Annotated in this window: 15 protein-coding genes; 8 read left to right on the top strand and 7 right to left on the bottom strand. The window is 42.3% G+C overall.

The annotated features are described in order from the left end of the window. Window positions 1-358: 358 nt before the first annotated feature. A complete protein-coding gene (locus tag CTER_RS06180) occupies window positions 359-2140 on the bottom strand; it encodes a M3 family oligoendopeptidase (protein ID WP_004624321.1) in 1782 nt (593 codons plus the stop codon). 134 nt (window positions 2141-2274) lie between these two features. Here CTER_RS06180 and CTER_RS06175 point away from each other — a divergent pair, with 134 nt between their 5' ends. Further along, window positions 2275-3645 carry an aldehyde dehydrogenase gene (locus CTER_RS06175; protein WP_004624381.1) on the top strand — a complete coding sequence of 457 codons (1371 nt, stop codon included), beginning with the start codon at window positions 2275-2277 and terminating at the stop codon, window positions 3643-3645. Here CTER_RS06175 and CTER_RS06170 read toward each other — a convergent pair. From CTER_RS06170 to CTER_RS06160, 3 genes are all read right to left on the bottom strand, one after another. Then, a complete protein-coding gene (locus CTER_RS06170; protein ID WP_004624377.1) occupies window positions 3635-4591 on the bottom strand; it encodes an alpha/beta fold hydrolase in 957 nt (318 codons plus the stop codon). The two genes, CTER_RS06175 and CTER_RS06170, sit on opposite strands and share 11 nt — an antisense overlap. Next, window positions 4584-5282, bottom strand: coding sequence for a TetR/AcrR family transcriptional regulator (locus CTER_RS26800; RefSeq protein WP_004624311.1), 699 nt, complete (start codon window positions 5280-5282; stop codon window positions 4584-4586). Before CTER_RS26800 ends, CTER_RS06170 begins: the two co-directional genes overlap by 8 nt. A 184-nt stretch (window positions 5283-5466) precedes the next feature. Next, window positions 5467-5700 carry a DUF3892 domain-containing protein gene (locus CTER_RS06160; RefSeq protein WP_004624469.1) on the bottom strand — a complete coding sequence of 78 codons (234 nt, stop codon included), beginning with the start codon at window positions 5698-5700 and terminating at the stop codon, window positions 5467-5469. Between the two features lie 225 nt (window positions 5701-5925). Here CTER_RS06160 and CTER_RS06155 point away from each other — a divergent pair, with 225 nt between their 5' ends. Together CTER_RS06155 and CTER_RS06150 are read left to right on the top strand one after the other, a co-directional pair. Then, window positions 5926-6129 carry a hypothetical protein gene (locus tag CTER_RS06155; protein ID WP_004624409.1) on the top strand — a complete coding sequence of 68 codons (204 nt, stop codon included), beginning with the start codon at window positions 5926-5928 and terminating at the stop codon, window positions 6127-6129. A 114-nt stretch (window positions 6130-6243) separates the two neighbouring features. Next, complete coding sequence (locus CTER_RS06150; protein ID WP_004624333.1) at window positions 6244-7272, top strand: S-layer homology domain-containing protein; 1029 nt, start codon at window positions 6244-6246, stop codon at window positions 7270-7272. Window positions 7273-7371: 99 nt separating this feature from the next. Here the strand turns inward: CTER_RS06150 and CTER_RS26795 are convergent, their stop codons facing one another. Next, on the bottom strand, window positions 7372-7935 hold the full coding sequence (locus CTER_RS26795; RefSeq protein WP_004624484.1) for a helix-turn-helix domain-containing protein: 564 nt from the start codon (window positions 7933-7935) through the stop codon (window positions 7372-7374). Between the two features lie 303 nt (window positions 7936-8238). Here CTER_RS26795 and CTER_RS06140 point away from each other — a divergent pair, with 303 nt between their 5' ends. From CTER_RS06140 to CTER_RS06130, 3 genes are all read left to right on the top strand, one after another. Continuing rightward, window positions 8239-8442 (top strand): helix-turn-helix domain-containing protein, encoded by a 204-nt coding sequence (locus CTER_RS06140; RefSeq protein WP_004624391.1) that lies wholly within the window; start codon window positions 8239-8241, stop codon window positions 8440-8442. Window positions 8443-8534: 92 nt separating this feature from the next. Then, complete coding sequence (locus tag CTER_RS06135) at window positions 8535-9362, top strand: hypothetical protein (protein WP_004624355.1); 828 nt, start codon at window positions 8535-8537, stop codon at window positions 9360-9362. A 156-nt stretch (window positions 9363-9518) separates the two neighbouring features. Beyond that, window positions 9519-10595 (top strand): type II CAAX endopeptidase family protein, encoded by a 1077-nt coding sequence (locus CTER_RS06130; protein ID WP_004624421.1) that lies wholly within the window; start codon window positions 9519-9521, stop codon window positions 10593-10595. A gap of 63 nt (window positions 10596-10658) precedes the next feature. On the opposite strand, the gene CTER_RS06125 is transcribed toward CTER_RS06130, so the two are convergent. Then, window positions 10659-11675 carry an ATP-binding protein gene (locus CTER_RS06125; RefSeq protein WP_004624432.1) on the bottom strand — a complete coding sequence of 339 codons (1017 nt, stop codon included), beginning with the start codon at window positions 11673-11675 and terminating at the stop codon, window positions 10659-10661. 26 nt (window positions 11676-11701) lie between these two features. After that, window positions 11702-12700, bottom strand: a complete 999-nt coding sequence (locus CTER_RS06120) for a DnaD domain protein (protein WP_004624345.1) — start codon at window positions 12698-12700, stop codon at window positions 11702-11704. Between the two features lie 272 nt (window positions 12701-12972). Here CTER_RS06120 and CTER_RS06115 point away from each other — a divergent pair, with 272 nt between their 5' ends. Both CTER_RS06115 and CTER_RS06110 read left to right on the top strand, forming a co-directional pair. Then, a complete protein-coding gene (locus CTER_RS06115; RefSeq protein WP_004624472.1) occupies window positions 12973-13488 on the top strand; it encodes a ferritin in 516 nt (171 codons plus the stop codon). A gap of 458 nt (window positions 13489-13946) precedes the next feature. Then, window positions 13947-20234 (top strand): S-layer homology domain-containing protein, encoded by a 6288-nt coding sequence (locus CTER_RS06110; protein ID WP_004624482.1) that lies wholly within the window; start codon window positions 13947-13949, stop codon window positions 20232-20234. Window positions 20235-20290 lie beyond the last annotated feature (56 nt).

Genomic DNA, 20290 nt, shown 5'->3' with positions numbered 1-20290 from the left:
TTGCCTTTTCTTAAAAACAATTGCTTTTTACGAATTCATGCAGTCATCAGCTTTGCGCCTGGAACAGGTAACCGTTCCTGAATATCACATCCTCTCAAGCCTTAAAAATAATACAAAAAAAGAACCGCATATGTAAATATTATTATTTACCAATGTGGTTCTTATCCGTCAGACTCCACACAGGCACAACACGTCAAGCGCTTGCACCTGTGATTGATTGTTCTCACAAATACAAGCGCTAAATATTGTCCCCATGATTCAGGTTTATTAACTGAAGTTTAGACATATTAGCAGCCTGCTTTCTTTTTTTTTCAATATTAGCATACTAAAGTATTAAAAGTCAACTGGCAGATATTTGTTACAGCTTTTCAGCACTCAGTTCCAGGAATTTTTCAATGTCCTGTTCTATTGTTTTTAAGGAGTTTCTCCAGAAATCAATACCCCGGACATCGATATTCATCATTTTTGTTACATCTTCTATTTTATTCTTACCTGTAATGCGTAACAGAGCTTCATAGTCTTTGACAAAAGCTTTTCCTCTTTTTTCATACTCTGCGTACAGACCTTTTGCGAAAAGTTGTCCAAAGGCATAGGGGAAATTGTAGAAGTTTGTATCGGCGGTATAGTAGTGCGGTTTGCAGGCCCACATATATTTGTGCATATATTCGGGATCCAATCCGTCGCCGTATGCTTCCTTTTGAGTCCACAACATTATTTCATTCAATTCTCCGGTGCTTAAGGAACCGTCTTTTCTCCTCTTGAACAATTCGCTTTCAAAAAGAAACCGGCTGTAGATATCAACGATTACCTGTGTGACGTCGCTCAGTTCCATTTCCAGGATTGCAAAGGCTTCCTCCTTTGAGGCTGCTTTTATAGCGGCCTTTTTAACTATGGTTTCACAGAAGGTGGAAGCGGTTTCGGCTAATGGCATGGGATAATCGCTGTTGAGCATGCTTTCATTCTTTATGCATTCATCATGATAAGCGTGCCCCAATTCATGCACCATGGTTATGATATCGCTGAAGGTTCCTCCGAAGTTAAGCATTACCCTGCTCTGACCGATAACGTGCAGATCCTGGCAGAAGGCACCGCCGATTTTCCCTTCTCTGGGATAAACATCTATCCAGTTGGATTCTATGGCCTTTTTGGCGAAATCCGCGAGACTGCTGCTAAAGGTCCTGTAGTTTTCGTCTACAATCTTTACAGCTTCCTCATAGGTATATTTTTTATTCAAATCTCCCATAGGAGCAAACAGATCAAAGAAAGGAAGACCGTTTTTACTTCCCAGCAATTGTCCCTTGGTACGGAGGTACTTCCTAAAGGCAGGTAAACTTTCCCTCATTGCAGCCAGCATGGACTCCAGTGTCTGTGCCTCCATTCTGGAGTTGAACAGGGTTTCCTCCAGAGGAGAACCAAAGCCTCTCAGTTCGGCAACGGTAATAACTTCACCCTTGATGCCGTTCAGGCAGGCGGCCAGGGAATCATCAATTTTTTCATATGATGCCAGTTCAGCTTCGTAAGCCTTTTTTCTCAATTCCCTGCTGCTTTCGTAAGCCATATTTCTTATGATTGAAAGGGGCAGCTGCTTTTTCTCTCCGTCCAGCTCTATATCAACCTTTAAGGTGGAGGTCAGAAGATCCTTAAGCTTTAACCAGGCACTTGAGCCTGTATTTTTCATACGCGCGATGATAGCTTCCTGCTTCCCGTCCAGGAGATGTGAACTCTTTTCAATTATTTCCTTTAGATAAAATTCATGTTCCTTCAATATATCAGAGGCTTGTATGGCATTATCGATATCTGCTGCCGAACCTATCCATTTGTTGATTTTTGCATTTGCTTCAGCAACAGAACTGAGTTTTACCTCAAGGATTTCCATATTTTTTGTAGCCTTCTCATTTTTGGTATCAACAGTATAGGATAGCTCCGAGAAGTTGTACAGTTTGCTGGCTAATTCCGAAAGACGGGTTTTTATTCCTATAAATTGTTCAAGTGCAGCTCTAATATCTTTACTGCTTTCAACGGTATTATCCACCCAATTAATATACTCTTTTAAGATGCCGTCCAGAGCACCCATATCCTTTTTGAAGTCTTCGCCGTCAAAGGACGAATATAGATCTTTCAAACTCCACAAATAATCCATGTTGCTTCCCTCCTAAATTTTGGTCATACTATGAGTATACAACAATTCAAGTATTAATAATACCGGCTGGATCATAATCTTTAATAGGATAAATGGCAGCGCCGGTAGGAAAATAAAGTCCGGGAGGGTTTATCATGTCGCAGATAAAAGATATTGTTAACAGGCAGCGTGAGTATTTTTATTCAGGAGAAACAGCGGGGATTTCCTTCAGGCTGAATGCACTCAAAACTCTGGATAAAACCATCAGAGCCCATGAACAGGAAATATTCGAGGCTTTGAAGAAAGATTTGAATAAGGCACCTTTCGAAACCTACATGACTGAAATAGGAATTATACTTGATGAGATCAGATACATGAGTAAAAATATAAAAAGCTGGTGCAGAAATAGGAAGGTCAAAACCCCGCTATCACATTTCAAGTCCACATCCTACATTATTTCCGAGCCCTATGGGGTAGTGCTTGTCATGTCCCCATGGAATTATCCATTTCAGTTGACTATTGCCCCTTTGCTGGGAGCAATTGCGGGAGGGAATTGTGTCATTTTGAAGCCTTCCGAATATTCGGTACATACCAGCCGCCTGTTAAGCAGAATTATAGGTGAAAGTTTTGATGAGAGGCATATTACAGTGCTTGAGGGAGGGACTGAAGTCAACCGCCAGCTGCTTCAGGAAAGCTTTGACTATATATTTTTTACCGGAAGTGCAAGTGTGGGAAGGATAGTCATGGAGGCTGCAGCCAAACAGCTGATACCTGTCACACTGGAACTGGGAGGTAAAAGTCCCTGCATAGTAGACCGGGATGCCAAGGTTGACATAGCTGCCAGAAGAATAATATGGGGTAAATGCCTGAACAGCGGACAGACTTGTGTGGCACCTGATTACCTTTATGTTCACCGGGAGGTAAAAAAGGAATTAATTGAAGCCATGAAAAGGTATATAACCGAATTTTACGGAGAGGACCCCTGCAATAACGGGGAATACCCCAGGATCATAAATGAAAGGCACTTTAACAGGTTAAGAACACTTATGGACAGGGGAACAATACTTGCGGGGGGAAATGTTAATACCGGTACCTTACAAATATCACCCACTATAATTGACCATGTGACCTGGGAGGATCCTGTCATGCAGGAAGAAATATTCGGGCCGGTGCTGCCTGTCCTCGAATATGACAGTATATCCGAAGTTACGGCTGAGATTAACAGGCATCCCAAACCGTTGGCGCTATACCTTTTTACAAAGAACAGGCCGGTGGAGGAGGAGGTCTTAAGAAATGTTTCCTTTGGAGGAGGCTGCGTTAATGATACAATCATACACCTTGCTTCCTCACACCTGCCGTTTGGAGGGGCAGGTGCCAGCGGGATAGGCGGTTATCACGGAAAATGGAGCTTTGATACCTTTACCCGTCAAAAAAGCATATTGAAAAAGTCTACATTGTTTGATATTAAGCTCAGATATGCACCGTATGGAAACAAACTGAAGCTGCTTAAAAAGATCATGAGATAAAGGTAACCTTTGTGGCGGCTGTCTTGTCCAGAAATCCCTTAACTGCTGCATTTGCCTGTTCAGGTCTTTCGAGAGGCAATAAATGTCCTGCGTTCTGAATCAGTTTAAATTCGGCTTCTGCTCCACCGGCAATGGCCAGCTTTACGGCTCTGTCCATTTCATACTGTTTCACCAGAACGCTGTCGGCTCCTCTTAACCAAAGAGAGGGGCATTTGATTTGCGGGATCCGGTCCAAAAGGTTCCATTTCAGGCGGAAAGGTCCTATGCAGTGCAGTAACCAGTCGTCCATGTCATTTTCTCGGTAAATGTATTTACCTTTAACCTCATCACGGATTATGGAAGTTAATCTTTCAGGGTCAGTAGGTTTTGAACCACCTGTAAACAGGGATTCGACAATCTTCTTCATATAGGAATGGTCCTGTTTCATATACTTTTGGCTAAGCCTCCTGAGCATCCCCGGAAAATTTATATATAGCCAGGTTATGAATTCCATATCTACTTTGTCACCCAGTCCGCCAGGCTCGAATAGCACCATTGAATTTACCTTGTCCGGATATAATGCTGCATATCCGATGCTGAGTCCTCCACCCATGGAAAGCCCCACAAGACTGAAGGAGCTAATCTGCAACTGTTCAAAGGTACAATTCAGAATATCCATCAGCCTTGAGTGATCCATACTTCCTTCCCAGGGTCTCGATTTACCGTGCCGTGGTATATCCAGCGCGTATAAATGATAATATGCACTTAAGAAGGGGAACATCTGATCCCATATAAACCTGGATTCATCATACATAGAGCCATGCAGCATCACAACAACCGGTCTATCAGAACGGCCGGCTTCGTAGACCGACATGGGCCCGCCGCAAATATTTAATTCATGATGCTTCAGCCCGGGTACGTTCTCAATCCCGCCGGTTAATTCTTTTGTTTCCAAAGTGTCATTCATTTTTTACACCTGTCCTTCCTTCTTTTTGGTCATAGCTTTTGCTCCTGTCCTTGAGAAGCAGTTCAAGAATGTCTATCCACTTCTCAAAGCCCTGTTCAAGATTGTCCGGATCGGTCTCAGCCTTATATAACTTTTCCTCAAGATATCCCAGTGAGACCCAGAAGATGATTTGCTTCGCCGCTGCCGGTGAAATATCTTCTCTTAATCCCTTAAAATTACCGATTTCATTCAGTAGGTCACTATAATCTGTTTCACTGTTCTTCATGTTTATTTGAATGTTTATCTGTGATTTTTCGTAATTTTCATACTCCTTTTTCACAAGCTCCCTGACGAACGGGTCGGTGTCGAAAGCAGCAGTATATGAGAACCTGTAAATCCACGGATATACCTTGAATAAGGAGAGTCTGAGCCTGGCGCTTCGTCTCATGAATGAAAACATGTCAGTATCGCTCCCTTTCTCTGAACGTGCAATCCCATCTGCTTCGCGAATACTGTCCGATGCAAGCCTGAAGATTTTTATATAAAGGTTTTCTTTATTGGAGAAGTACTTGAACAGCACACTTTTCGATATCCCAGCCGCCTCGGCTATATCTTTCATGGATGCTTTCTTATAACCGTGTTTGGCAAATACTTCACAGGCAGCACTAATAATTTTATTCTGTTTTTCCTTTTCAAGATTATCAAATGCCATAACAACATCTTCCTTTTGATAGTTATAATTTATCCGTGACCGAATCGGTCACGGATAAATTATAACACAGCGAATCTGTATTGTAAATATTTGTTCTATTAACGGCAAAGGCAGACAACCAAAATCTGCTGTCTGCCTCGCCAAACGCCGCGGTTCATATCATATCCCTATAGACCGCTGATTGTTATCTGAATCTTGGTATATCATCCAAATCCTCCATATCGGGATTGTTTGGATCTGCACTCAGATATTCTCCGCCGTTCTTTCCCCTGACGACATTGTAGCCCTCCAGGTTGCCCTGTTTCGCCATCAGAACCGCATAATTAAAAGAGCAGGTGTTACCGTTTTCAAACATAACATCGGTAATAATCCCGTCATCATTTCTTCTGACCCTGGTAATTCTGGTTCCCAGTCTCATACGGTTTCTCCTTTCTCAAATAATTAATTTATCAAAAGAACTGCATTATTAGTTTTTCATTATAATAAAACATTAAACTGACAAAAATATGAACGACATAAAATTATCAGCATGGATTGTTTATATAATTGCTTCAAATTTTAATAAATGGTAAAATTAAGTAAATTGTCAGGCAAAAGCATGAATTACCATAAATAAATAGTTATGTATCAAGGGGGAGCTTATATGTATTTGAGGGATAATAGCAGTTTTTTTACAGGTACATCTTTATTAGTGATATTCAGTTCACTGATGTACCTGTGTATAATAGCAATGATTGTTGTTGGTTTTGTTTTTCTGGTTAAATTCCTTCGGGCCGGCACAAAAGCATTTAACCTGTATGTCCAAAACAATGCACAAACCAATGAAAGAAAGCAGCAGCAACCATAGAAATATTGAGGTATTATAAATATTTTTATGGCATTAAAGGAACAATTTTCTTCATGCGTCAGTCTAATTCTACATAGCTGGCTTAATATCAAACATATAAGAAGGAGGTTGATTATGAAGATAAGAGTTTCAGGAATTATACTGGCAGGCGCAATATTATTGTCAGGTTCGTCTGCATTTGCACAAACAATGGTCGAAAAAGATACCACGGTTAAGATTGATTTCAATGATATAAAAACTCACTGGTCAGGAGGAGCGATACAATATCTTATGAAGAAGGACGCAATACCTTTCAGCCAGGATAAGCTGGTTCTGGGAAAAGCTGTGTCGAGGAGCGAGTTTGCAGTGATGCTCCGCAATGGGCTGGATATCAAAATTGAATATTTTAAGGAGCCTGATATCAAGGATTACTTTGATGATATCAGGCAGGATGCACCATATGCATCGGCAGTGATTGATCTTGTAACAGCAGGTATCTTTGAGGGAAAGGGAAGTTTCAAGCCAGACGCGTCAATAACGCGGGAAGAGATGGTGCATTACATCATGCAGGCATACAGGTACAAGATGGGTGACAGATATGCACTGATTAATATAAGCCCGGCAAGCTTCAAGGATGTTGATGCCATTACTCCGGAATATGGCGGGGATGTTGCCAGAGCGCAGCACTACAAGCTTATTGCGGGAACCGGCAACAATATGTTCCAGCCTAAAAAAGCGGCAACCCGTGCAGAAACTGCTGTTGTTATTGATAAACTGATAAAGCTTCTGGCTGTACAAAACCGGCATGTAATCATCAGTCCTGACGCAACAGTAACAAATGATTCCATAGAAATGAAGCTTAATATAACAAATAATTCTGAAAAGGATATAATTTTAAATCATTCATCAGGTCAGAAATTTGACTTTGCACTGCTTGATGCAGACAGGAATGTCATCTACAGGTGGTCTGCCGACAAAATGTTTACAATGGCGCTGACAAGTACAAGGATTGAACCCGGTAAAACTCTTGAATTCAGTGATACATTATCAGGAGATGCGTATGCTGCTGTCAAGGATAAGGTTGTTTACTTGAAGGCTTATCTTATAGGAAGCTCCGATTCCTTCAGCATTGATGACAATGGATATGAAATAAAGGTAAAGTAAATCATTGAATTAAATGAAGAGTTGATTTATATTATAGAATATACACTATAAATTCTATAATAGATCAACTCTTTTTATGTCAGTGGTAATTTGCCGGTTCTATACTATTTTGGAATGGATATCAGAGCCGTCTTTGTCGTGCGAACAATTCAATGACTTTTCTTTCTTTTTTATGGATTCACTATTAAAAATTTTAAAATTTATAAAGGACAGAATTTCATCCTTATCCTTTGAGTTAAGTTTCCTATAGCATTTTAACATTTCGTTCTCATCCTGAGACAATTCTTTTAATGAATTAGCAGACACATTACCGGAAATGTCCATCCGGTCCAGATTATTGAGAAGTTCTTCCTGCTGCGCAGGAGACAGGGTTTGAATTTTTTCAAGTACGCTGATTTGCTGGCTGCTGAGAGGTTCACTTAAAATAGTCTTTTTCTTAAGCAGTCCTTCATTATATTTTTCTCCGGCACCATCCTTTAACCACATTTCATTGACGCAAAATTGGGAGATTATATTTTTAATTACAGATTCAGTTAATCTTCTATTGTTTTTTTCCAGCATCGACACAGCAGAATCTTTTAACCCGATCCTTTCCCCGAATTTTTCCTGGGTTAATGCGTGATCCTTTCTAATCTCCTTAATTCTACTTCCGATATCTGACATAGGATATTTCCCTCCATAATTCCACAGAGTGAATTTTAATGTTGTAATATTTATCATAACCTGTCATAAAATGATTAAAATTGGTTGACAATTCCACATAGTGAGAATATAATAAGGATAGATAAATATATCATAGCATTAATCAATATATCACAATAAGCTAATTCCCACCACAAAAATAGATGTCCGGTTTATAAATTTCCCTTCTTAAAACCGCATCGAAAAATCAGTGCACTGACATTGTATAGTTTATGAACGAAATATTGTTTAAAAAGTTATTTCAGCTTATATTGGAGGTAAAGAATGAGCACAAAAAATAAGTTGAAGGCAAATATTAACGGAAAACAAATAAAGATCAGACTTATAGAGCTGGGAATGTCTCAGGTGGATCTTGCGCGGGCTACGGGAGCCAGCAAGCACTATATAAATCACATAATAAGCGGTTACAGATCCGGCTACAAATACAGAGAAGCAATTGAAAAAGTCTTAGGGATAAAATCCGAATGATGACAATATAATACAGTGATTTAAAAGATAAATATAAATCCGGAGAGACCGTATTAAAATGTAAAATTACGGGCTTATTTAGGAGGGTAATAATGATTTCTTTATCAGCAATTGAGTCATGCAAGATATTGGCTGATGTTTTGTCTCTTATGATCCCTGGAGGAGTTGCATTTTGTATAATTGAGGAGGATACAATTACCTGGTCATTAAAACCTGATACATTTAAATTAAATGTATTCAAAGTCGGTCAAAAGGTCACAGTTAGCCGTTCAACCCTACATACCCCGAATATTCCAGCCGGTATTTACGGTAAAAGATTATCCATTGTATCCGTACCTATTATTAATGATACGGATAATTCCAACAGTTCATTTTCAATCGCATTTCCTGGGCGGCATCCGATTGCGGCGGCTTTTGGAGACTTTGCACCAATTTTGACCGAAATGTTTCCGGAAGGATCATTCATATATATGTCTGAACTGGAGAGGATTGCGCACCGGCGGCCATCCTCAAGGTTTGATATGCCAGGACTGACAGTCGGGCATATTTGGGACGAAACTGATGTTACTTACAAGGTTGTTAAATTAAAGCAGCCCATCCTGGCAGAATTGGATTCATCAAAATATGGAATTCCGGTCTTTGCAGCCGCTTATCCATTGAACGATGAGGAGGAGGATGGTGATGAGGTAGCAGCAACACTTGGAATTATAGCTCCCAAAAAAACCTCCTGTACACTGCGGGATATGTCCGGCAATACCGAAAGCGGATTGTACGGAATTTCGGCGGCAGCAATACAGGAACTTGCGGCTTCGGCGTCAGAAATACAATCGAATGAACGGGACCCAAACGCTAATATTAAAAAGGTAAGGGGTATGGTGGCTATGGCAGAAGAGCTGAACAAAATTTCTAAAATTGTATGATAATCCAGGATATAAAAGCTCTCCGGACAAATAATATTTGTAAGGGGAGCTTTTACGTGGTGCAATTTTTGTAAACAAATGAATTGAAATATATTCCGCGTAATAGTAATATTAATAGGTAACTATTGGGATTAATATTTCAGGAGGATTTTTTTAGTGAATAATATTGAGGAGCTCGAAGTAAATAAAAAATATCCGGGTCCTGTGGCAGCAGGTATATTTTTCTCTCTTACCACATTGTTTCTGACATACGGAGGAGGACTTCTCACCTTTAAAAATAATTATCTGAACAGCGGGATCGGTGAACTGGTATTTGTACTGCTGCCTGTTCTGATTTTTTTGAAAGCAGGCAGGTATAACCTCAAGGACACCTTGAAGCTTAAAAGGACAAAGCCTGTCAACTACCTGATAGTTGTATTCCTTATGATATTCGGCCTGCCGGTGGTGGGAGTGCTCAATGCAATAGTTCTGGGATTGATAAGGCTGATATTTGGCAGGATTCTGCCGGTACCGCAGATGGATATACCAAACGTTCCTACTCTTTTTATAGCGATACTGGTTATCGGTGTTTCGGCAGCCGTGTGTGAAGAAACCCTGTTCAGGGGAATGATCAGTAAGGGTTATGAGAAGCTTGGGCCTGCAGGTTCGCTTATTTTGACCTCCATTTTGTTCGGTATACTGCATAGGGACTTGCAGAAAGGTGTCAGCACCATTCTCCTGGGTGCCCTTATCGGATTTATAGTATACAGAACCAGAAGCATTTACGCCGGCATGACTGCTCACTTTATCAACAATTCAATCGCCGTTTTGCTCACATATGCCTCCGGAAAGCTGGTAAAAAGCATGGATAGCATGGGTGTGCAACAAATCGAAAACTTTGATTTTTCAAACATACCCACCATATCCATAGTAATTGCAGGGGTATTTTATGGGATATTGTTTTTAGGCTGTCTGGGAGGTTTTATAGGATTAATGTACGCCTTTCTCAAAACCACCGAAGGAAATTTCAAAACTCCTTCCCACCTGACGCAGCTTATAAATAACCGTACGGATACGGAAAATGCAGCATACCTCCAACCCTATGAGAAAAAAGGTCTCGGTATTGCTGCAATTATAAGTGTACTGCCGGGTGTACTTTTGATATTCCTGACATTCACAGGGCAAGTACTTGAGCTTATGAATGTTAAAACCGGGATGGTGTATGAGCTGCTGAGAGTTCTTCGGCTGATATAACCTACCGTCCTGCAGGCAAGCCGAAAATCCTTCCCGCTGCGGCAATTTTCCCTTTTGATGGATTCAGGCGTTAAGGCTCCTGATATCTCTTCCGGCCAGCACAAGTCTGTCAAAATGCCCCATGATTCTTGAAGTAATGCGCTCGGTATAGAGATCAAAGAGCTTTTTGGGGCCCAGGTTTGTGGAAATAATGGTTTTGCACGGAGTTATTCCGTTATTGGCCTGACGGGTGTTGAGTATATTGAGCAGCTCGGCATATCTGGCATCACTTAGTGTCTCTGTTCCCAGATCGTCAATAATTAAAAGCTCAACATTAAATATACTCTGGTATTTATCGTCATTATAATTGTCTTCTCTATAAGCCATCATTTTGTGTTCCGTTATAATATCAAATAAAACCGGTGCTGTAACATAGAGCACTGTTCTTCCCTGGTTCAGAAGCTCCCTTGCAATACAAAGAGACAGAAAGGTTTTGCCCACTCCGGTACGGCCGCTGAAAAAAAGGTTTTTATAATCAGGATTATCGATATTCCTGGTGAATTCCAAACAGGTCCTTTTTATACTGATAATATTTTCCCTCGGGGAGACGGCTATTCCATATCTCTCCTGGTCTGTTTCCTCAGGGTATAGTTCTTCGTCAAAGTTTTCAAAACTTTCATTACCATTAAGACTTATATTTGAAATCGCAAACAAATGATTAATTATCTGCTGTTTATAGCAGGAACACCTTTGAGAACCGGATGTGCCGGTAATATAACCCGTATCGCTGCACTTTTCGCATTCATACCGGGGCTTAAAGAATTCGGGACTGATATTGTTTGCCGCAAGAATGCTGTTTTTTTCATCCGAAAGTGCTTTAAGGGTTTGTTCCAATTCGGATAGAAGTTCTGAAGCAGAACCATTTGATGTTAAAATCAGCCGGTTGTACTTTAACCCCATAAAACTGATCTGATTATCAATTTCCAGTAACCGGGGTATTTTTGCGTACAGTTCGGCTTTCCTCTGTTGGGCAAGGTCTGCCGACACCTTCTGTCTTCTTTCATATTCTCTTGCAATAATATTATGTATGTCTCTATTCATATAGACTCCTCTGGATTCAAGGTTCTTTAGGATTTATTGGTATTGGTAAAAAAGTTATCATAATAATCATCGTTATATTTCCGCTGCTCAAAGTTGTCTCTTTGCGATTCTTTTGGAAGCTGCTTCTGCGAAATTTGATTGTTTTTACTGTTTTGATACTGCGTCTTGACGCTTGCTTCGTAGCCCAGAATCTCCTGTGCATTCAGGAGTCCCAGCTCATGCCATTTTGTCAGCAGGTTGTCGAGGAATCTGAAGTCGGGATTAGTCTTGCCAACCGTTTTTTTCAATGCGATTTCAATAACATCCATGTCATATTTGTAATCAATGACCCACTTCTCCACGAACTCATTTTCGTATTCGGTCAGTGCCCTTCTCAGACGCAGTTTTTTAATGATGGTGCCCTTGATACCCCTGACCTGGGACATTTCTTCAAAATATTTTTCAAGATCAAAAAAGTTTTGAATACCCCGTCTGTGCCAGTTGGAGGCCACTGCCTCTATGTAGCTTTTATGGAAGGTGTTGTTGTCATGGCAGTATTTGAAGAGAGTATACATTACATCTTCATCGAATTTATATATGGTAAACCAGTTATCTATGGTCAGGTACCAGTTGGGAGGCATAAGCCCTTGAAAGAACTTGGAGTTGATAGCTGAGAGGGTATTATTCCTGCTCTTGTTCTTTTCAAAGTTTTCATTAGCCTGCTCGGGACTGGATACGGTTTTAAGGCGGTAGATCCGTTTGGTCTCGATATCCTTTAGGTCTGTCAGCTTTATCTTGTCTTCCACCCAGCTGATAACCTCAAGATTATCCAGACTTGTAAGTGCGGCTTTTACTTCCTCAAGAGAAAGATTAAGAGTTTTGGCCAATTCGTCAGTAGTGGCCTTTTTATTGTGCTTGCACAAAAAAAGCATGTAAATATACACCTTTATACAGGTGCTGTCCATAGAAGGCATATACTGGCTGATAAAAATATCTGACACAGCCGTGTCAGAATATAAAAGTGATTTTGAATCCTCAAAAAACATTTAATCTCCCATCTGCGTAAAACAAAATTGTTTTGGGCGCTGTCCCCGTTTATTTCTACTTTTTGGTATTCATTATCTTAAAGATTAAAAGATAAAAGCGATATAAATCATTATATCATAGATAGAAAAAATTTGTTCTGCAGTATCATTAAAAAACGGTATAAAGCCACATAAATGAATATCCAGATAAATTTTTTTATCATGTTTATTATATTAAAGCAAGGGTATAACTATATCATGAAGTTTTACGAAAAAGATAGCCGGAGGTATACATGATTAGTGACAGAATAAATAAACTATTAAATGAACAAGTACAGAAAGAATTTTTCTCAGCATATTTATATTTGGGAATGGAAGCTTATTTTTCAAGCTTGAACCTTGACGGTTTTGCCAACTTCTTCAGGATACAGGTACAGGAAGAACGGGATCACGCTATGAAATTCTTTGATTATATAAATCAAAAGGGCGGTAAAGTAGAACTTCTGCAAATAAACGCTCCTGAATCAAATTTCGAATCTGCCGAAGAAATTTTTGCACTGACCCTGGGACATGAACAATTTGTGACTCAGTCAATCTATAATATTGTTAATGCGGCCCTGGAAGAGAAGGACCACGCAACAAACACCTTCCTGCAGTGGTTTGTCACAGAGCAGGTGGAAGAAGAAGCAACAATGGAGAAATACCTGAAAAAGCTCCAATTGATAAAAAATGATCCAAACGGGTTGTTTATGCTGGACGCCGAGCTTGCACAGAGAGTGTACACTCCTCCCGCAGCAGGAACCATTTAAACCATTATAACACCAAAACATTTTTCAAAACCGGTTTTTTTAACCCGGCCGCAAGCCTATAGCAGCTTTAATGTCTGGCGATTGATTTATCTTGAATCATTCGCGGTGACTAATGAGTTTCACGGTTGTTAATATGCCAGAGCACTATATATCAGCAATCGCCAGACATTAGAGCTGCAGGGGCTGCGGTTTTGCGTACAGGAATTACAGCTGTTCGGGAATAAATTAAAATGTCCGTCTGAATATTAGTTTCAGACGGATTTTTTATTTTTTGAACAAAGTTTCAGCCGGAATAATTCCACTTCTAATATCATGTCCACCTTCAGGGATAATTTTTTACACAAGCTTTACACAGAATAAAAGAAATAATAAATTTTTCTTAGTATAATATGGAAATAATATAGTATAAAGACAAGAACAATAAATTCTGTTGAAGGTTTTCAGAAAGGACGGATGTGATGAAGAGAGCAGGTAAAAGGTGTCTGGCACTATTTCTGGTGCTGGCGGTTTGTCTATCGGTATTTCCCGCGGAGCTGCTTGCTGCCCGGGAGGGAAATAATGTAGTAATCAATCAGGCCTACGGAGGAGGAGGTAATTCCGGAGCCACCTATAAAAATGATTTTATTGAGTTGTACAATCCGACTAATACTGATATTGTCCTGGATGGATGGTCGGTTCAGTACACTTCAGCAACGGGCACTAACTGGCAAACCAGCTCCACAGCATGCACTTTACTCAGCGGGACCATTAAAGCCAAAGGGTATTATCTCATTCAGGAAGCTAATGGTACCGGTGGCACAACAGACTTGCCTGCCCCCGATGCCACGGGAAGTATCGCCATGGGTGCTACAGGTTTCAAAGTGGCATTATCCAGATCAACCGTGGCCATTACGGGAAAGGATGATTCCAATGTAGTAGACTTTGTCGGTGCCGGAGCTGCAAATGCATTTGAGGGTTCGGCACCCACACCGGCTCCCACAAACACCCTGGCCATTATAAGAGCAATTGACGGAATTGATACTGACGACAATAGTAGGGACTTTATAACTTCTGTGCCAAATCCCAGAAACTCCGCCAGCGGAGAGCCTATAGATGAAACAAGGGTTGCGGCGCCCAAGGCCTCCATACCCGAGGGGGCTGTGGTTTCGGGCACCCGGGTGGCACTCACAAGTACCACTAGCGGGGCTGCCATATATTATACTGTTGATGAAAGCATACCGGTTACCACAGGCAGTGGGATAAGCGTGAAGTACTCAGCCCCGATTGCCATTGACGCCGATGTTACCATCACGGCTGTTGCTGTGGATGAAAGCGGTGTACTGGAAGACAGTGAAATTGTCACATTTACATATACAATCAAGGAGGCTTCAAATGTTGACGATCCTATCCCCGATAACAGTTTTCCGGCGGGTTCAAAAAACATAAATGAAGTAACAGGTATTGCCGATTCACCTGCAACAACCGTTACAGTGGTAGGGCAGCTCGCTTACCGGTTTGGCAATTATGATAGTACCGACAGCGCAATTCTCCAGGATGTAATTAACGGGGAAATAGTTGCACTCCAGGTTTATAACTCACTGGATGGTTTCGCCATAGGTGATGTGGTCAAGGTGACGGGGACAAAGGGAAGCTATGGATCAGTTCCCCAGCTTACCGGTGTAACGGCAGGTGTTTTGGTAACTGCTGCAAAGGATACCGCAAGTATTCCACCCCAGGAGTATGAGTCAATCAACGCACTGAAAGCCGAAAAAAACAGCCTTGTTTCTGAAGTGGTCTTACTGAAAGATGTTACTTTGGGAACATATAACAGCAACGGATCTACAAATATTACCGATAAAAACAATGTAACCTTTCCAATTTACCGCGCAGCCACATATCCCATTGGAGTGACGGCAGGAGATAAGGTTGACCTGCTTGCCGTACTTTCAAAATACAATACCACAGACCAGCTCCGTGCCGGTGCTCCCGGTTCCAACGGAGACAGAGCTGTTTACAGCGTTACAAACGACACGAAGCCGCCGGTTATTACACTGCCCTCCACCCTGGCAAATGCCAGGACAGGTGCGGCGTATACTATTTCAGCAGATGTGCAGGACAACAAGGGTGTGGGCAGTGTTACTGTCAGCTATACCCTTGGTGCCGATACGCATGCTGATATGGTAATGTCTAAAAATCCAACCACAGGAAAGTACGAGTTCACTATCCCTGCAGAACAAATTACAGCTGTAATCAGCAGCTTCACTTTTATTATAAAAGCCACTGATGTAAGCGGCTTAAATGCTGAATCTCCGGTAACTGCCGTTACCGTTGAAAATCTGCCCAGAATTATCAATGTAGTACCGGCAGCCGGAAGTGCCACGGGAAATGAAAAGAGGCCCGAGATTTCAGTAACTTTCGAAAATGCCGATGATATCAGTGCCACATTAACACTTATAGATAAAACAGGTGCCGAAATATTAAAGGATGCTGCTATGACCGTCTCGGGAAGCAAGGCGGGGTATAAACCGGCTGCAGACCTTGCTGACGGAAAATATACCGCAGCTGTGAACATAACTAGGACAAGCGATAATGCCAAAACAGAGAAAACCTGGAGCTTCAATGTGGGCGAGTCGGCCTTGAAGGCATACTTCGGGCAGCTGCATTCCCATACGGCAGAGTACTCTGACGGCGCGGGCACACTGCAGAACGGTCTGGATTATATTAGAAACATACCTAAAAATGATAATGTACAGTTTGTGGCCTTTACCGATCATTCCAATTACTTTGATACCACCTCCGCAGCCAATCCTGAAGCTGCGTTGGGGGACATATCAAAGGCAACGCCTGAAAGCCGTGCAAGGTGGGAGACTTATACCGGCACCATGCGTTCCTTTAATGAACAAAACAACGGAGTACTGGCCATACCTGGCTTTGAAATGACCTGGTCAGGCGGACCGGGACATATTAATACTTTTAACACTGAGGGTATTGTCAGCCGGAATAATGCAACCTTGAATAAAAAAGACGGCAATGCAGGTATGAAGTCATATTATGAACTGCTTAAGAATAACCCTGCCAGTATTTCACAGTTCAACCATCCCGGAACTACTTTCGGAACCTTTGCAGACTTTGCATACCTGGATCAGGGAATTGATGAACGTATCAACATGATTGAAGTAGGTAACGGAGAGGGGGCTGTTGGCAGCGGCGGGTATTTCCCCTCTTACGAATACTATATTCAGGCACTTGATAAGGGCTGGCACGTGGCACCAACCAATAATCAGGACAATCACAAGGGCAATTGGGGCAATTCAAATAATGCCCGTTCGGTTGTCATTACTGATGATTTCTCAGAGGCCGGTCTGCTGCAAGGCATAAATAATATGTCCATGTATTCGACTGAGGATAAGAACCTGAACATTATGTATACTGTCAATGATCAGCTCATGGGCTCAATCATAAATGAAGTACCGGAATCCCTGCATATTCAGGCCAGCATAAATGACCCTGATGACTCAAGTATCGGTACTGTTGAGGTTGTGGTAAACGGCGGAAGGGTTATTGAGCAAAGAAAATTTAACAGCAGCAGCGGAGAACTTGATATCAATATCGCTCCTGAATATTCGTACTACTTCCTCAGAGTAATCCAGCCGGATAAGGATATTGCGGTAACGGCACCCGTATGGGTTGGAGAAGTGTCAAAGATAGGGATAACCGGAGTTACCACGGATACCATCATGCCGGTCAAAGGTGAGAAAATGACTTTTGAAACCAGGCTGTACAATTATGAGAACTCCCCGTTAAAGATTGAAAAAATGGAATACAGCATCACTCATCTTAACAATACCCAGGTGATTGATACAGTAACAGGCATAGCCGATATACCTGCTAAAACCGATGCCTCAAGCTACATGTTTGATTATATCCCAGACCTGCTGGGTATTGTCACTCTGACCGTCAGGGTTCAGGCCACGCTGGGGGGGACGGCATATAATTTTGAAATTAAAAAAGAATTTGAAGTGCTTGATCCGTCAAGTATTGTTCCTATTGCAATCGACGGCGGTCACAGCAACTTCTATGTCACCGGCAATTACAACGACAGTGACAAGGCTTTTATAGAGATGTGCAACAGAAGCGGCATTCGTGTGGTAAGACTGGGCAAGGGTGAACTTACATACGATAATCTTAAGGATAAAAAGCTGCTGGTTTTGACTGTCCCGTTTGCGTCTTTCGGAACTCCGGTAACAGAATTTTTGTATACCGATGCTGAAATAGAGGCAATAAAACAGTATGCCGGCAATGGGGGCAATATCATAGTATGCTCAAAGTCGGACAGGGGTGATCCAACGGGGGCAGGAGAACAGGCTGCTGTCATTTCAAATGAGATACTGGAGGCAATCGGTGCAAAGGCGCGGGTTGAACAAGGTATAGTCGTTGATCCTGACAGGGCCTCCAATGAGTCCTACCGTATAACTTTGGGCGGTGAGACGGCGGAAGACCAGAAGGTCTTCAACTACCAGGCAATGTCTGCAGATGTTCTGGCGTCGGCATTTCTTAAAGATGTGAAGGAGGCAACCAATAATACCTTCAGTGCCTACAACAGCGCACCTATTGCTGCAAACGGTGCAACTCCGCTGGTACAGGGCTTCCCTGGCACCACATGGGGAACCAGGTTTGAAGATCTGCTGGGTTCGGCTCAGAAATACGCACCAAAACCCGGAGCGGCCAGGATAACCCCCGAAGGGCAGACATACCTTATGACGGCTGAGACCCTTCCCGGAGGGGGATTTGCCATAGTGGCAGGGGTTACTTTCTTCTCAACCTTTGAAGTCAAAATTGATCTGGATAATGTTACACAGAAGCAGAACAGCAACTATCAGCTGGTTCAGAATATCATTGACAGCATAAAGCCTTCACCTGCCGTCACAGACATTGATGCGGTGCATAGAGCTCCGGAAGGGCAGCGTTTTGTTATAGAAGGCATTGTGACCTCCAACGCCTCGGGCTATGACCGGGATACCGCTTTCTTTGACTGCATCTATGTTCAGGATTCCACAGGAGGTATAAATGTATTCCCTGTATCAGGAGACATCAGAGCAGGCCAGACTGTACGAATTACAGGGTACACCAGCTCGTATCTCGGAGAACGTCAGCTGCAGGCCGGTATAACAGAGGTAGTGGACAGTACCGTTAAGGCTTTGCCTGAACCGAGAAAAATTACCGCAAAAGAGGCAAATGAAGGCACGTACCTGGGAAGCCTGGTCAGGATAGAGGGGACGGTCGCGGGTATCTCAACTTCAAACAATGCGGTTGAAAGCATTATGGTGCATGACGGCAGCGGAACAGACGCACGTATATTTATTGACGGGTATATTACCAGCAGTAAAACTATTAACAACCTGTCTGTAGGAGCAAAAATTTCAGCAGTTGGTTTATCCTCACATGATACTCTTGGCTACCGGATCCGCATCAGAAACAGGGATGACATTATCTGCACAGCGCAGAACAACGGTGGCAACGATGGTGGTAATAACGGCAATAACAATGGCAACGGCAATAATGGCAGTAACAGCGGCAACAGCAGCAATAACAACAACAGCAGTAATAGCAGCAACAACAGTAACAATAACAGCAATCTACCGGTGTTTGATACTTCTGATAAAAGCAGTGTGAAGTTTACACCCGAAGTTACCGTTAACAATGGTGCAGCAAATGTCTCATTAAATGATAAAGATACCCAAGCACTTATTAATACGGCAATACAGAATAAAAAACCGGAAATTGTTATTTCTCCAAGGTATAAGGGAGAAGCGGGTGAGTTAAGGGTGACATTGCCGGTGCATTCTCTGTCGGCCTTGGCCGGTCAGGATAAAATTGCTCTGACGGTTAACTCGGATGCTATTGCCTCAGTGAGGATTACAAATGCAGCAATCAAGGAAATCAGCAAGCTGGAAGGAACAAATATGACTGTTTCCCTCCAGCGGATGCAAGACAGGTCTGTAAATATTGACATAGCCGTTGACAACAAATCTCTGAGCAGGCTCAGCGGAAAAATCACTGCCAGTATTCCGGTATCCAGGCCGGCTGACGGATTGGTTGCAGTTCTGGTAAACAAGGATGGAAGTGAGAGTATCCTTCCTAAATCCGTTTTAACCGGCCAGGGCATGACTCTGCTGCTGGAAGGCTCTGTCACAATCAGGCTGAAAGACAACTCAAAGACATTTACAGATGTTCCTTCAGGTTCTGATGCGGCTGGAGATATTGCCTTCGTTACCTCCCGTAATTTATTTACAGGTACCGGTCCAAATCTGTTCAGTCCGGATAAAAAAATGACCAGGAGTATGCTTGCAGCCGTATTGTACAATCTCGAGAGCAAGCCTGCAAGTGCCGGAATACTCGGCTTTGACGATGTGAAAGCAGATGCCTGGTATGGAGAGCCGCTGGCATGGGCGGTAGAGAAGGGCATTACAGCCGGTGCCGGCAACAATATGTATGAGCCCGACCGGGAGATCACCCGTTCCGAGCTTGCCTGCATGCTCTACAAATATGCCATGGCAGTGGGAATTGATACGGGTAACCCGGCGGATACAAAGTCTTTTGCCGATGGCAGGACCGTACCTGCATGGGCAGCCGATGCAGTGGGCTGGACACTTGGAGCAAAGCTGTTTAATGCCGATGACAACAATCAAATAAATCCAAACGCAAAGGTTTCACGTGCAGAGGTGGCCGGTATTCTCCGGCACCTGGTGGAGCTCAGTGTGAAATAATACAATCAAGCAGGATTTTATAAATATAAATCCGGTGAGGCTGTCGGTAAATTTTC

It is taken from the genome of Ruminiclostridium cellobioparum subsp. termitidis CT1112, assembly GCF_000350485.1.
Lineage (GTDB): Bacteria > Bacillota > Clostridia > Acetivibrionales > DSM-1351 > Ruminiclostridium > Ruminiclostridium termitidis.
Note: the sequence above shows the minus strand (reverse complement) of the source record. Positions and strands in the feature narration are given on the sequence as shown.

Coding starts and splice junctions, on each gene's coding strand:
- CTER_RS06180 (WP_004624321.1), bottom strand. CDS start 2,140: ATGGATTATTTGTGGAGTTTGAAAGATCTATATTCGTCCTTTGACGGC.
- CTER_RS06175 (WP_004624381.1), top strand. CDS start 2,275: ATGTCGCAGATAAAAGATATTGTTAACAGGCAGCGTGAGTATTTTTAT.
- CTER_RS06170 (WP_004624377.1), bottom strand. CDS start 4,591: ATGAATGACACTTTGGAAACAAAAGAATTAACCGGCGGGATTGAGAAC.
- CTER_RS26800 (WP_004624311.1), bottom strand. CDS start 5,282: ATGGCATTTGATAATCTTGAAAAGGAAAAACAGAATAAAATTATTAGT.
- CTER_RS06160 (WP_004624469.1), bottom strand. CDS start 5,700: ATGAGACTGGGAACCAGAATTACCAGGGTCAGAAGAAATGATGACGGG.
- CTER_RS06155 (WP_004624409.1), top strand. CDS start 5,926: ATGTATTTGAGGGATAATAGCAGTTTTTTTACAGGTACATCTTTATTA.
- CTER_RS06150 (WP_004624333.1), top strand. CDS start 6,244: ATGAAGATAAGAGTTTCAGGAATTATACTGGCAGGCGCAATATTATTG.
- CTER_RS26795 (WP_004624484.1), bottom strand. CDS start 7,935: ATGTCAGATATCGGAAGTAGAATTAAGGAGATTAGAAAGGATCACGCA.
- CTER_RS06140 (WP_004624391.1), top strand. CDS start 8,239: ATGAGCACAAAAAATAAGTTGAAGGCAAATATTAACGGAAAACAAATA.
- CTER_RS06135 (WP_004624355.1), top strand. CDS start 8,535: ATGATTTCTTTATCAGCAATTGAGTCATGCAAGATATTGGCTGATGTT.
- CTER_RS06125 (WP_004624432.1), bottom strand. CDS start 11,675: ATGAATAGAGACATACATAATATTATTGCAAGAGAATATGAAAGAAGA.
- CTER_RS06120 (WP_004624345.1), bottom strand. CDS start 12,700: ATGTTTTTTGAGGATTCAAAATCACTTTTATATTCTGACACGGCTGTG.
- CTER_RS06115 (WP_004624472.1), top strand. CDS start 12,973: ATGATTAGTGACAGAATAAATAAACTATTAAATGAACAAGTACAGAAA.
- CTER_RS06110 (WP_004624482.1), top strand. CDS start 13,947: ATGAAGAGAGCAGGTAAAAGGTGTCTGGCACTATTTCTGGTGCTGGCG.